The 13,282-nt window shown below is 67.9% G+C and carries 14 protein-coding genes; 8 read left to right on the top strand and 6 right to left on the bottom strand.

Features of this window, described 5'->3' with window-relative positions:
- Positions 1–56 precede the first annotated feature (56 nt).
- Positions 57–464 carry a PPOX class F420-dependent oxidoreductase gene (locus FHU31_RS09685; RefSeq protein WP_090355387.1) on the top strand — a complete coding sequence of 136 codons (408 nt, stop codon included), beginning with the start codon at positions 57–59 and terminating at the stop codon, positions 462–464.
- On the opposite strand, the gene FHU31_RS09690 is transcribed toward FHU31_RS09685, so the two are convergent.
- Positions 465–1,820: an FAD-dependent oxidoreductase gene (locus tag FHU31_RS09690; RefSeq protein ID WP_167157807.1), complete on the bottom strand. Its 1,356-nt coding sequence runs from the start codon at positions 1,818–1,820 to the stop codon at positions 465–467.
- 140 nt (positions 1,821–1,960) lie between these two features.
- Here FHU31_RS09690 and prfB point away from each other — a divergent pair, with 140 nt between their 5' ends.
- Genes prfB through FHU31_RS09725 form a run of 7 tightly spaced genes read left to right on the top strand, consistent with a single transcriptional unit; the run spans position 1,961 to position 7,482 of the window.
- The gene (gene prfB / locus FHU31_RS09695; RefSeq protein WP_167157809.1) at positions 1,961–3,085 is read left to right on the top strand and encodes a peptide chain release factor 2; all 1,125 of its coding nucleotides are present in this window, start codon (positions 1,961–1,963) and stop codon (positions 3,083–3,085) included.
- A gap of 3 nt (positions 3,086–3,088) precedes the next feature.
- Positions 3,089–3,997: a mechanosensitive ion channel family protein gene (locus FHU31_RS09700; RefSeq protein WP_234901171.1), complete on the top strand. Its 909-nt coding sequence runs from the start codon at positions 3,089–3,091 to the stop codon at positions 3,995–3,997.
- Positions 3,994–4,524 (top strand): Rv3103c family proline-rich protein, encoded by a 531-nt coding sequence (locus tag FHU31_RS09705; RefSeq protein WP_263988138.1) that lies wholly within the window; start codon positions 3,994–3,996, stop codon positions 4,522–4,524. Before FHU31_RS09700 ends, FHU31_RS09705 begins: the two co-directional genes overlap by 4 nt.
- Before the next feature lie 35 nt (positions 4,525–4,559).
- Positions 4,560–5,249: a cell division ATP-binding protein FtsE gene (gene ftsE / locus FHU31_RS09710; RefSeq protein ID WP_167160842.1), complete on the top strand. Its 690-nt coding sequence runs from the start codon at positions 4,560–4,562 to the stop codon at positions 5,247–5,249.
- A complete protein-coding gene (gene ftsX, locus FHU31_RS09715) occupies positions 5,250–6,143 on the top strand; it encodes a permease-like cell division protein FtsX (protein WP_167157811.1) in 894 nt (297 codons plus the stop codon).
- Positions 6,144–6,145: 2 nt separating this feature from the next.
- Positions 6,146–6,640 carry an SsrA-binding protein SmpB gene (smpB, locus tag FHU31_RS09720; protein ID WP_090355375.1) on the top strand — a complete coding sequence of 165 codons (495 nt, stop codon included), beginning with the start codon at positions 6,146–6,148 and terminating at the stop codon, positions 6,638–6,640.
- 8 nt (positions 6,641–6,648) lie between these two features.
- Positions 6,649–7,482, top strand: a complete 834-nt coding sequence (locus tag FHU31_RS09725) for an EamA family transporter (protein ID WP_263988139.1) — start codon at positions 6,649–6,651, stop codon at positions 7,480–7,482.
- Positions 7,483–7,549: 67 nt separating this feature from the next.
- Here FHU31_RS09725 and FHU31_RS09730 read toward each other — a convergent pair whose 3' ends face one another.
- From FHU31_RS09730 to FHU31_RS09750, 5 genes are all read right to left on the bottom strand, one after another.
- The gene (locus FHU31_RS09730; protein WP_167157813.1) at positions 7,550–9,136 is read right to left on the bottom strand and encodes an ABC transporter ATP-binding protein/permease; all 1,587 of its coding nucleotides are present in this window, start codon (positions 9,134–9,136) and stop codon (positions 7,550–7,552) included.
- On the bottom strand, positions 9,133–9,981 hold the full coding sequence (locus tag FHU31_RS09735) for a phosphatidate cytidylyltransferase (protein WP_167157815.1): 849 nt from the start codon (positions 9,979–9,981) through the stop codon (positions 9,133–9,135). Before FHU31_RS09735 ends, FHU31_RS09730 begins: the two co-directional genes overlap by 4 nt.
- A complete protein-coding gene (locus tag FHU31_RS09740; RefSeq protein WP_167157816.1) occupies positions 9,965–10,576 on the bottom strand; it encodes a lysophospholipid acyltransferase family protein in 612 nt (203 codons plus the stop codon). Before FHU31_RS09740 ends, FHU31_RS09735 begins: the two co-directional genes overlap by 17 nt.
- Positions 10,573–11,313: a CDP-alcohol phosphatidyltransferase family protein gene (locus tag FHU31_RS09745; RefSeq protein WP_234901172.1), complete on the bottom strand. Its 741-nt coding sequence runs from the start codon at positions 11,311–11,313 to the stop codon at positions 10,573–10,575. The genes FHU31_RS09740 and FHU31_RS09745 overlap by 4 nt, the downstream gene beginning before the upstream one ends.
- Before the next feature lie 115 nt (positions 11,314–11,428).
- Entirely contained in the window at positions 11,429–13,276 is a 1,848-nt protein-coding gene (locus FHU31_RS09750) for a serine/threonine-protein kinase (protein ID WP_167157817.1), read from the bottom strand.
- Between the last annotated feature and the right edge of the window lie 6 nt (positions 13,277–13,282).

Here is a 13,282-nt window from a genome sequence, read left to right on the forward strand (position 1 = left end):
GCGTCCGCGATAACGGCAATCTCGCGGACGGGCGGGGGATGGCTACGCTGACATTCGTGCCCCAGCCGCTGCCCGAAGACCTGCTCGACCTGCTGCGCAAGCCCAGCCCGTGCTTCGTCGCGACGTTGATGCCGGACGGGTCACCGCAGCTCACCGAGACCTGGGTGCACACCGACGGTGAACATGTCGTCATCAACATCGTCGACGGCCACCAGAAGGCGCGGAACATCGCGCGCGACCCGCGTGTGGCGGTGAACATCGCCGATCCCGACGACATCCGCCGGTTCTACGCGGTCCGTGGTCGGGTCAGCGCCGTCACCACCGAGGGCGGCAGGGAGAGCATCGACGAGATCTCACACAAGTACCTCGGGATCCCGTACCCGAACTTCAGCGGAAACCCGGACGAGACAAGGCTCATCGTCACCATCGAAGCCGACAAGATCACCCCGCCCATGGGTGGGTGATCAACCGTGCGCGATGCCCAGCATGTCGGCGACGCTGACCAGCTTCACCCGGGGCCGGTGCTGGGCCTCGCCGGTGGCGCGCTCGTGCGCGTCGATGCGCTGCCAGTGATCGTCGGTGACGAGCTTGGGTTGCCGCGACAGCAGCCACTCGACGAGCACCTCGGAATGGTCGGCGGGGAAACCGGGTTCGCCGAGCCCGGCCAGAAGCGTGGCGACGGTATCCGCCGAATCCTTCTTGTTCGAACCGATCACGCCCGAGGGGCCGCGCTTGATCCAGCCCACCACGTACTCGTTGCGTGAACCCTCGACGCGACCGTCGGTGTGCGGGATGGTGCCGGAGCGGTCGTCGAACGGCAGTCCGCTCAGCGGCACCCCGCGGTAGCCGACCGCGCGCACCACCAGCTGTACCGGAATCTCCTCGCGCTCCCCGGTGTCCTTGGCGACCACCCGGCTGCCCTCGTTCACCAGTTCGTTGCGCCCCAACACAATCGACTCGACGCGGCCGTCGCCACGGATCTCGATCGGTGAGGTGGCGAACTTGAAGACCACCCTGCGCTTGGCTCCCCGCGGGTCCATCTCCGCGTACTCGCGCAGCACCTTCACGTTCTGCTTGACGGCCTTGCCGGCCGCCTCCAGCTCCTCGTCGGTGATGGCGTCGAAGTCGGCTCGGTCCACCACGATGTCCACCTCGGCCATCTGTTCCAGGTGGCCCAGCTCGCGTAGTTCCAGCGTCGTGAAGGGGGCCTGCACGGGTCCGCGCCGACCGACCACGATCACCTCCTGCACACCGCGCACACCGAGCGAGTCCAGGGCGTGGTCGGCGATATCGGTCTGCGCCAGGATCTCGGGATCACTGATCAGGATCCGCGCCACGTCCAGGGCCACATTGCCGTTGCCGATCACCACGGCGCGCTGTGCGTTGAGGTCCGGTGCGATGCCTTGGAAGTGCGGGTGGGCGTTGTACCAGCCGACGAAGTCGACGGCGGCGACACTGCCGGGCAGGTCCTCACCGGGGATGCCCAGGGCCCGGTCGGACTGCGCGCCGACGGCGTAGACCACCGCGTCGTAACGCTGCGCCAACTCCGCGGCCTGCACATGCTCACCGACGGTGATGTTGCCGAAGAAACGGAACCGCGGGTTCGCCGAAGTCTTCGCGAACTGCGCGCTGATCGACTTGATCTTCGGATGATCGGGCGCCACGCCCGAGCGCACCAGGCCCCACGGCGTGGGGAGCATCTCCAACATGTCGACGCGAATCTCCCGATCCTGCGACGCATCGGCGGACTTCAACAGCGATGCGGCGGCGAAGAACCCGGAGGGTCCCGAGCCGACGATCGCCACGTGGTACGGGCGCATGTGCGAGCCTTTTCGTGAGGCTGACCGGCGGCGCGCAAGGGGCTGTCGCGACGTCGCCGCAGCGGTTACCAGGCCGATGCTAGCCGCGCCGCGCCGATCGAGGGCGGACTCTGGATAAGCGGCCGGTACCCTGAACTTTCGTGGATCCAGACCTTCTTGCAGATATCGCCGCACTCGACGGAACGCTCACCACCGTGGAGCGGGTGCTCGATGTCGACGGTCTGCGTGCCCGCATCGCCACGCTCGAGGCCGAGGCCACCGATCCGAACCTGTGGAACGACCAGGCCAACGCGCAGAAGGTGACCAGCAGCCTGTCGCACGCCCAGAGCGAGCTGCGCCGGGTCGAGGAACTGCGCCAGCGCATCGACGATCTGCCGGTGCTCTACGAAATGGCCGCCGAAGAGGAAGACCAGGACGCTCGTACGGCGGCCCTGGAGGAAGCCGACGCCGAGCGGGCGCAGCTGCGCGAGGACCTGGAGGCCCTCGAGGTCCGCACCCTGCTGTCCGGCGAATACGACGAACGCGAAGCCGTCGTGACGATCCGCTCCGGGGCGGGCGGGGTGGACGCCGCCGACTGGGCCGAGATGCTGATGCGGATGTACATCCGCTGGGCCGAGGCGCACAAGTATCCCGTCGAGATCTTCGACACCTCCTACGCCGAAGAGGCCGGTATCAAGAGCGCCACCTTCGCCGTGCACGCGCCCTACGCCTACGGCACGCTGTCGGTGGAACAGGGCACGCACCGGCTGGTGCGCATCAGCCCGTTCGACAACCAGGGCCGACGCCAGACCTCGTTCGCCGATGTCGAGGTGTTGCCCGTGGTGGAGACCACCGACCACATCGACATCCCGGAAGGCGATCTGCGGGTGGACGTCTACCGCTCCAGCGGCCCCGGTGGGCAGTCGGTGAACACCACCGACTCCGCGGTGCGCCTCACGCACATCCCGACCGGCATCGTCGTCACCTGCCAGAACGAGAAGTCGCAGCTGCAGAACAAGGTGTCGGCCATGCGGGTGCTGCAGGCCAAGCTGCTGGAACGCAAGCGCTTGGAGGAACGCGCCGAGATGGACGCCCTCAAGGGCGACGGCGGCAGCTCCTGGGGCAACCAGATGCGCTCATACGTGCTACACCCGTATCAAATGGTGAAAGACCTGCGCACCGAGTACGAGGTGGGGAGTCCGTCCGCCGTCCTCGACGGCGATATCGACGGCTTCCTGGAAGCGGGAATCCGTTGGCGTAACCGCAAAGACGATGACGAGACGTAGCCCTTGAACTGGTCCCAGCAGTGGCACAACTTCTGGCACGGTCAGATCGGTGAATGGATCCTGACCCGCGGCCTGCGGATCGTCATGCTCGTGCTCGCCGCGATGCTGGCCGCCCGGTTCGTCAACTGGATCGCGCAGAAGATCACCCAGCGCATCGATGCGGACTTCCGCGAGAGCGACGCTCTGGTGCGCTCGGAGACCACCAAGCACCGTCAGGCCGTCGCCTCGGTCATCTCCTGGGTGACCATCGCGATGCTCGTCGTCATCGTCTTCGTCGAGTTCACCGACATCCTGGCCATCCCCATCGCCTCGCTGGTGGCACCGGCCGCGGTGATCGGTGCCGCGCTCGGTTTCGGCGCCCAGCGGCTGGTGCAGGATCTGCTGTCGGGTTTCTTCATCATCACCGAGAAGCAGTACGGCTTCGGTGACCTGGTCGCGCTGACCGTCTCCGGTATCGCACTACCCGCCGAGGGCACGGTGATCGACGTGACGTTGCGGGTGACCAAGCTGCGCTCGTCGGAGGGCGAGATGCTGACCATCCCGAACGGCCAGATCGTCAAGACAGTGAACCTGTCCAAGGACTGGGCCCGCGCGGTCGTGGATATCCCCGTGCCGACCACCGCAGACCTGCACACCGTCAACGAGTTGCTCAGCGGGGTGTGCGAGTCCGCCATGAACGATCCGCAGATGCGGGAACTGCTGTTGGACAAGCCGCAGCTCATGGGTGTGGAGAGCATCCAGGTCGACACGGTGAACCTGCGCATGGTGGCCCGCACGCTGCCCGGCAAGCAGTTCGAGGTGGGCCGCCGGCTGCGGCTGCTGGTGATCGCCGCCCTGGCCGGCGCGGGTATCGCCTCACCCGCGGAGTCCGCGGCATTGGCCCCGATCGTGCCGCAGGAGCCGCACCAGTGAAATTCACGCTGCGCCGCGAAGGCGAGAACCGGCACTGGCCCAACTATCTGTTCTGGGGCCGGGTGCGCGCCTCCACCGCCGGGCTGATCGTCGCGTTCTGCTTCACCTGGTGGCTGTACGACACCTATCAACCGCCGCCGGAGCCGGCGGTCCCGGCCCGGCAGGTGGTGCCGCCCGGTTTCGTGCCCGACCCCGCGTACACCTGGGTGCCGCGCACCAACGTGCAGTCGCCGCGCACCACACGTACCACGACGACCACCACCCCGACTCCGACGACGACCGAGCCGACCACGACCACCGAGTCGACCGGCACCACGACCACCTCCCCGGGTGTGCCGCCGACCACAACGACCTCGACTCCAGCGGCGCCGACCACGACGGTGATCGACCCCGACGGGCCCGGTCCGATTCCGCCGCTGACCTTGCCCGTCATCCCGGGCCCGACCCCAGCGGTGACGACGCAGACGACGGTCGATCCGAACGCGGCGCCCGCGACACCGGTGCCACCCGCACGCAGCGCCAGCTGACACGCGTCACCTTCCGGCTACACTGGCGTGCCGTGATGATCACGCTCGACAAAGTGAGCAAGCAGTACAAATCCTCGGCGCGGCCCGCGCTCGACGATGTGTCGCTCAAGATCGACAAGGGCGAGTTCGTCTTCCTCATCGGTCCGTCCGGATCGGGTAAGTCGACGTTCATGCGTCTGCTGTTGGCCGCCGAACACCCGTCCAAGGGCGATATCCGGGTGTCGAAGTTCCACGTCAACAAGCTCTCCGGCCGGCATATCCCGAACCTGCGCCAGGTGATCGGCTGCGTGTTCCAGGATTTCCGGCTGCTGCAGCAGAAGACGGTGTTCGACAACGTGGCCTTCGCGCTGGAGGTGATCGGCAAGCGCGGCGATGTCATCAACCGGGTGGTACCCGACGTGCTGGAGATGGTCGGACTGTCCGGCAAGGCCAACCGGCTGCCGCACGAACTCTCCGGTGGCGAGCAGCAGCGGGTGGCGATCGCCCGGGCGTTCGTGAACCGGCCGCTGGTGCTGCTGGCCGACGAGCCCACCGGCAACCTGGACCCCGAGACCAGTAAAGACATCATGGATCTGCTCGAGCGGATCAACCGCACCGGCACCACCGTGCTGATGGCGACGCATGACCACCACATCGTGGACTCCATGCGTCAGCGCGTCATCGAGCTCGAACTGGGCCGGCTTGTCCGCGACGAACAGCGCGGCGTCTACGGAATGGATCGCTAAGTGCGTTTTGGCTTCCTCGTCAATGAGGTTCTGACCGGTTTTCGTCGCAACGTCACCATGACGGTGGCGATGATCCTGACGACGGCCATCTCCATCGGTCTGTTCGGTGGTGGTCTGCTGGTGGTGCTGTTGGCCGACCATTCCCGCACCATCTACCTGGACCGGGTCGAGAGCCAGGTCTTCCTCACCAACGACGTGTCGGCCAACGACCTGACCTGCGACTCGGATCCGTGCAAGGCGCTGCGCGCCCAGATCGAGGCGCGCGACGACGTCAAGTCGGTGCGGTTCCTGAACAGGGACCAGGCTTACGACGACGCGATCAGGAAGTTCCCGCAGTACAAGGACGTCGCCGGCAAGGACGCGTTCCCGGCATCGTTCATCGTCAAGCTCGACAACCCCGAGCAGCACAAGGACTTCGACGTCGCCATGCAGGGCCAGCCCGGTGTGCTCAACGTGCTCAACCAGAAGGACCTGATCGACCGGCTGTTCGCCGTGCTCGACGGGATCAGCAGTGTCGCGTTCGCGGTCGCGCTGGTGCAGGCCGTCGGTGCGGTGCTGCTGATCGCCAACATGGTTCAGGTCGCGGCGTACACCCGGCGCACCGAGATCGGCATCATGCGACTCGTCGGCGCCACCCGCTGGTACACCCAGTTGCCGTTCCTCGTCGAGGCGATGCTGGCCGCGCTGATCGGTGTGGTGCTCGCGATCCTCGGCCTGGTCGTGGTGCGGGCATTGTTCCTGGACAAGGCGCTGAGCCAGTTCACGCAGGCTAATTTGATTGCGCCCATCGACTACGCTGACATTTTCTACATCACCCCCGCCCTGCTATTCGTCGGCGTGGCGATGGCGGGGCTCACGTCCTACGTCACGTTGCGCCTGTACGTCCGAAGATAGAGATGTCCAAGAAAACCACCAAGCCCGACAAGGCCAACAACCAGGTTGTTGCGACCAATCGCAAAGCCCGGCACAACTATTCGATTCTGGATGTGTACGAGGCCGGGGTGGTGCTGGTGGGTACCGAGGTGAAGAGCCTGCGCGAAGGTCAGGCCTCGCTGGTCGATGCGTTCGCCACCATCGACGACGGCGAGATCTGGCTGCGCAACCTGCACATCGCCGAGTATCACCACGGCACCTGGACCAACCACGCGCCGCGGCGCAATCGCAAACTGCTGCTGCACCGGCGTGAGATCGACAACCTGGTCGGCAAGATCCGCGACGGCAACCTGACTCTGGTGCCGCTGTCGCTGTACTTCACCGACGGCAAGGTGAAGGTGGAGCTCGCGCTGGCCCGCGGTAAAGAGGCCCACGACAAACGTCAGGATCTGGCCAAACGCGACGCGCAGCGTGAGATCACCCGCGAGTTGGGCCGGCGCAACAAGGGCATGCGCTGATCGGCGTAGTGCTCGCGCTGGTCTCGGCCGCCGGGTACGGCGTGAGCGATTTCGTCGGGGGTATCGCCTCGCGCCGGGTCGCCGCGCTGCGCGTGGTGATCGTGTCCTACCCGCTGGCGATGGTGCTGCTGAGCGTGCTGGCGCTGTTCGTCGACGGGCACGTGACGGGCCCTGCGGTGTGGTGGGGTCTGCTGTGCGGGTTCTGCCAGGCATTCGGGGTGTGGTGGTTCTACGCCGCGCTGGGTTCGGGCCCGATCTCGGTGGTGTCCCCGCTGACCGCGATCCTGGTGGCCGGCGTCCCGGTCGGCTTCGGCGTGCTGATGGGCGAGCGCCCCAGCGCGGTGGCCCTCGCCGGGATCGCGGTGGCCCTGGTGGCGGTGGTGCTGGTGTCCCGCGGTGTGAGCGATGAGGATGTCACCGAACACCGGTTCACCACCAAGGTGGCATGGTTGACGGTCGGGTCCGGCCTGGCCTTCGGGCTGAACTTCGTGGTGATCAACGAGGCCCCGCACGACGCCGGGTTATGGCCGCTGGTGTTCGCGCGGATCGCCGCCTCGGTGATGGTGGTGCTGATCGCCCTGGTCGCCGGGCAACTGCGGGTGCCGACCGGGGTGCCGCTGTGGCTGGCGCTGTCGGCCGGTGTGCTGGATACCGTCGCCAACATCGCCATGCTGTGGGCTTTACAGAACTCCCTGCTGTCGTTGACCGGGGTGCTCATCTCGCTGTATCCGGCGGGCACCGTCGCGCTGGCGCTGCTGGTGCTCAAGGAGAAGGTGACGCGCTGGCAGGTGGTCGGGATGGTCGCCGCGCTGGCCGCGGTCGCCATGATCGCCGGCGGCTAACCGCCGCGACCGTGCGTGTTTGCACACCGACACGCCGCGAAAACCGGCATTCAGCGCACCCTCGCGGCTAGCGAGCGCGACACAACCGCCACCGCGCGATACCGGCGAACCCGATCGCCAGCACCCCGAGCATGACCATGTCGAACCACCACGCGCTGGCGGTGTGCTGCCAGTGCCCGTCTTGGGCGATCCCGACCACCGAGTTGCTCAGATCCGAGGTCGAGGCCGTCGCCGAGAAGCCCCAGCGGGCCGGGGTCAGCGAGGCGAGCACCGACAGCGCCGGCCGGCCCGTCACGGGGATGAACCCACCGGCCAGCACCAGTTGCGCGGTCAGGGTCACCGCCAGCAACGGCATCACCTGATCGGCCGTGCGGGCCAGCGCCGAGATGGCCAGGCCGAGGATCGCGGCGACCAGACCCGCGGCCGCGACACCGACGATGAGCTCGAGCAGCGGGTTGCCCAGCGCCGACGCGCCGGCCGGTCCCGGCTTGCCGAGGCGGACGATCAGCACCAGCGCCACCGACTGCGCGACGGCGACCGCGCCGAACACGGCAATCTTGGCCAGCAGGTAGGCGGTCGTCGACAGCCCGGCCGCCTGCTCGCGGCGGAACGGGGCCCGCTCGTTGGTCAGGTCGCGCACCGTCAGCGTGACGCCCATCAGGATGGCGGCGAAGTTGGTCAGGGCGATCACCTGCTTGGCTTCGAACGGCGCCGACGCGGCCGCGCTCAGAAATCCGGCATGCCCGGACACCGTCAGCGGCAAGATCCCGACGAGCAGCGGTAGCACGGCCAGCAGGGCCAAGGGACCGCGGTCGGCGAGCAGCAGCCGCAACTGGCGGCGGGCCAGGATGAAGAACTGATCTGTCGGCGTGACCTTTTCGGGCAACGGCGTGGGTGCGAGGGTGATCAGACGCAGCCGGGGCGGCGGGCTGGACGCCCAGCGGCGGTCCAGGTAACGCCGTTGCGCCCCTTCGGGATCGGCGCACAGGCCGGCGAAGATCTCGGCCCAGTCGGTGCTGCCCATCGACGACCCGAGATCAACGGGTGTGCCGCAGTAGGCGGTCCGCCCGCCGGGTGCCAACAGCAGCACCTGATCGCAGACGTTCAGGAAGGCCAATGAGTGCGTGACCACGATGACGATCCGGCCGGCGTCGGCGAGGGTGCGCAGCATCGTCATGACCTGGCGATCCAATGCGGGATCCAGGCCGGTGGTGGGCTCGTCGAGGATCAGCAGCGCCGGGTCGGTGAGCAGTTCGATGGCGACCGAGACCCGTTTGCGTTGCCCGCCGGACAGTGTGTCGATGCGGGTGCCGGCGTGCGGTGTCATCTCCAGCTCGGCGAGCACCCCCGCGATGGCCTGCGGGCCGGCACCCCGCAGTTCGGCCGCGTACAGCAATGCCTGTGCGACGGTGAGCTTTCCGTGCACGATATCGTCCTGCGGGACCATGCCGACGGAACCGTCGAAACGCACCGTCCCCGAATCCGGTGCGATGGCACCGGCCAGGGTCTGCGCCAGGGTCGACTTGCCCGCACCGGACGGCCCGATGAGCGCGGTGAGCGTGCCGGGTGCGGCCGAGAACGACACCGAGTCCAGTCGGGTATCGAGGGTGACGTCGTGGACGACGAGGCTGGGATCGGTCAATCGAGTGGTCATGTCAGCACGTACACCAGAGGGAGGGCCAGCAGGAGAGAATCGATGCGGTCGAGCAGGCCGCCGAATCCGGGCAGCCAGTCGCCGGCGTCCTTGACGCGAGCTTGCCGCTTGAGCATCGATTCGAGCAGATCGCCGAACAGGCCGCCGAGGGCGATGGCCAGGACCAGTCCGACCGAGACGGTGCCGATCAGAAACAGCACCGCCGTGGCGCCGAGCAGCGCGCCGACCACACCGCCGAGGGTCTTGTTCGGGCTCAGCGGGGAGATGGGGCGCCGCGCCCAGGCCATGAAGCGCAACCCGTTTCCGCCGCACCAGGCGGCGACATCGGTCGCGGCGACCGCGAAGCACACCAGGAACGCTGCCGGCCAGACCAGCACCAGATGTGCCAGCGCCCAGCAGATCCAGATTGACCCGAAGGCGGTGAAAGCGGAACGCCGCGCGCCGTTTTCGACATCACCGGACAGCACCGCGGGTACCGCGCACAGCAGCACCAGCAGCGGGGTGAGGCCCAGCAGCGACGGACGCAGCCAGGCTGCCACCGGGTAGCCGACCGCGAGGGCGATGAGGACGACGGTGTCGGCGCGGCCCAGCCGGACCAGCCGGCCGTACTCGATGACGGCCACCACGGCCAGTGCCGCGGCGAACGCGGCGGTGGTGCCCGGGCCGAGGACGGTCGGGACACCGACGGCGGGGGCGATCAGCACCCAGGTGCGCCATTTGCGGATCAGCTCGGGTTTGCGCGAGATCAGCACCGCGACACCGGCAACGGCCAGGATGCTCACCGTCAGGATCGGCAGGAACCAGGGGCCCCGGTCGAAGTGCAGGGTGTCAAGCAGCGAGGGCATGACGCACTCCGGTGGCGAGTTGCACGACCTCGGCGCGCAGCTGAGCGGCGGTGGTGTGATGCGGGTCGACGGGATCGCCGAGGCGGACCTCCATCGGGGAGCCGGGGGAGAACCTGCCGCCCTTGGGCAGAACATCGGCGATACCCAACAGGGCCACCGGTACGATCGGAACACCGAAGTCGCGAGCCAGGCGCACTGCGCCGGAACGGAATTCGGCGATTCCACCGTCGGTGGACCGGGTGCCTTCCGGATAGATGACCACGGTGTGGCCCGCGTCGAGCAGCGGACCCGCGGTATCACGCAGGGCGGTGTAGCCGCCGTCGCCGGAGCGACGCAGCGGCAGCACCCCGATCAGCGAGGTGGCGACCAGCCGGCGGGCCGGGATGTCGAACCAGTAGTCCACGGCCGCAGCGAATCTCACCTTCGCGGCAGGGGGCAGGGCGGCCAGCAGCACCGCGGTGTCGGCGTGGGAGGAGTGGTTGGCGACGATCACGGCGCCCCCGTGGACCTCCCAGCGGCCGGTGACGGTCAATCCACCCGAGGCGCCGCAGACCGTGCGCCACAGCCAGTGCCGCAGCACGCCGGCGCCGCTCATGCCGCCACCGCCCGCATCGGCCGGGTCGGGATGTTGGAGACGACGATCCGCGGGCGGGTCATCGGCACGGTGATCGGGTCCTCGTCGGCGACGGCCCGTGCTTTCAGCTCGCGGTGCGCACCGCGTAGCCGCAGCGCGGTGGTGATCAGCGACCCGTTGACCAGCTGGGCCAGCAGGAGGGGCATCAGGCCGGGGAACGCGGTGGCCAGCACGGTAAACACGCACCGTTCGGTCTTGCCGAGCGGGCCGCCGTTGACGCGGGTGGCGCCCGCTCCGGCGGCGGCCAGCGACGCGAAGGTGGGCAGCGTCGCGGCCAGTGCGGCCAGTACCACCTGCAGGACGGTCCAGGACAGGACGTGCAGGCCGGGGCCGTGCTGGCGGGCGGCCCAGACCGCGAGTCCGCCGAAGGTGAGCAGATCCGCGGTGCGGTCGCCGATCTCGTTGACCACGAACCCCCACGGCCGGCTGACGCCGCGGGCGCGGGCAACGGCACCGTCGAGGTTGGCACCGGCCAGTCGCAGCACCAGGAACACCGCCGCCAGATGCCACCAGCCTTGGGCGATGAACACGCCGGCGACCCCGGCGGCGAGCACACCGGCGGCGGTGAAGACGTCAGGCGAGATGTGATGGGCGACGGCGGCATTGAGGATGGGGGTGAGGCGGGCGGTGAACCACGGCTTGAGCGCATAGAGTCCGGCCATGCGGCGTCGCTGCGGGGTGGGCACATGCTGGTTCATGGCTGGCTCCTTTCGTGTCGAGGCGTTGTCGCCTGGTCACGAACAGGTTGCGGCCACGTGCTTGGGGGATTCTTGTCACGAAACGAGGACGTGCCGTCGATACGCGCAGGTGATGTCAGTCCCCGGTACGAGTGAAGGTCTCATCGAACTCGGACGTCATCGCGCAGGGCGCAGACTCCTCCCAATTACCGTGCCCCAGTAGCAGATTGATCGGCTTCTGCGCCGGCTGTGGCATCGGGTACTGTCCGGTCGCGGTGATCTTGATGACCTTGCCGTCGCACATACCCTCGGATTGGCTGTTGAGTGACCAGGTGCCGTTGGTGAACAGCAACGGCCGGAAATCCTCGGGTTTGTGGAAGTAGCTCATGCACCGGTCCCCGGTCCGCAGGCAGTCGGTTTTGACGGTGTAGTCGCCCTGAATGGGTGCCACGCCATTGCGGAAGGTCCGGGTGCTGCGGTAGGTGCCGTGCAGGGCTTCGGCCGGGGAGACGACCCGCGGGGGCAGCTCGGCGGGGTCCGGCAGTGTGTCCACGTCGACGTCGGTGGTGCGGTTGAAGGTGAGGGTGGACCTGCCGGAACACGAATTGCCCGCGGCGCCGGTGTAGTCACCGGTGAGGCTGCCGTTGGGACGTTCGCGCAGCGTGAAGACGTACCAGATCTCGTCGGCGATGTCGTGGCACTTCTCGGCGGCGAGCGCGACGGCCACCCAGCGGTCGTTGATCCGGTCGAACTCCAACTTCGCCATCGGGGGACCACCGTCGCCGCTCTGCCGCTCGGCGATGGCCACGCAGCCGTCGGGGCGACAGGCCGAACGCACCGCCCACATCGCCGTCGACGGCTTCGCGTCGTCCAAGGGGCCGCCGTCGATCAGGGTCGGCGCGCTGAACACGGCTTGGTAGATCCCGGTGAACGGGGGCGTCTCGGGGACCACGGAGGCGCTGGTGGTCGTGGTGGGCGCAGCGGTGGGAGCATCGTCCTTGGTGAGTGCGGCGGTGGCGACGACGCCGCCGGCGACGAGCAGGACGACCGCCGCCAGTGCGGTGAGGATCAACCCGGTGCGCTTCTTGCGCGGTGCCGGCGGCTGCTGCCACAACTGGGTGGGAGCAGCGGGGTCGGGGCCGGGGGGACCAGAAGGACCGGGGGGACCAGAAGGATAGGTGAGGGCGCGGTGGGCGGCGCCGGCCAGTTCCACGGTAGTGGGGAAGCGCTGGGCGGGTTCCTTCGCCAGGCCGGTGGCGATCACGGGATCCATGGCGGCGGGCACGGTGGCGAGTTCCTGCGACGGCCGTGGCGGCGGCATCATCATGTGGCTGACTGCGACTTGTTCCAAGGTGTCACCCGGGAAGGGCAGGTTGCCGGTGAGGCATTGGTAGAGCACACATGTCAGCGCGTAGATGTCGGAGCTGGGTCCGCTCTCGCCGGTGCGAAAGCGTTCGGGTGCCATATACGCCCACGTACCGATCGTGGTGTTCGCCGACGTGAGTGCGGTGTCGGTGGTGGCGCGGGCGATGCCGAAATCGATGAGATAGGCAAAGTCGTTGGGCGCCAACAAGATATTTGAGGGCTTCACATCGCGGTGGATGAGGCCGGCCTGGTGTGCGGTGTGCAGCGCCGAGGCGATCTGGGCGATGATGTACACCGCACGTCCGGGATCGAGCGGACCGTTGTTGATCAGGGTCTGCAGGTCGGTGCCGTTGATGAGGCGCATGGTGACGTAGAGGCGCCCGTCGATCTCGCCGACGTCGTAGATGGGCACGATATGCGGATCGTCCAGCCGCGCCGCGGCGCGGGCTTCACGGCGGAACCGCGTCTCGTAGTCAGGGTCCCGGGCGAAGTGCGGCAGCAGCATCTTCAGCGCGACGACACGATCGATCTCGGTGTCGTGCGCCCGCCATACCTCGCCCATCCCGCCGCGGCCCAGCAGTTCGATCAGCTGGTAGCGGCCGAAAGGCGTCCCCTCCACGGGTTC

Source organism: Mycolicibacterium fluoranthenivorans, assembly GCF_011758805.1.
In the GTDB taxonomy this organism is placed as follows: domain Bacteria; phylum Actinomycetota; class Actinomycetes; order Mycobacteriales; family Mycobacteriaceae; genus Mycobacterium; species Mycobacterium fluoranthenivorans.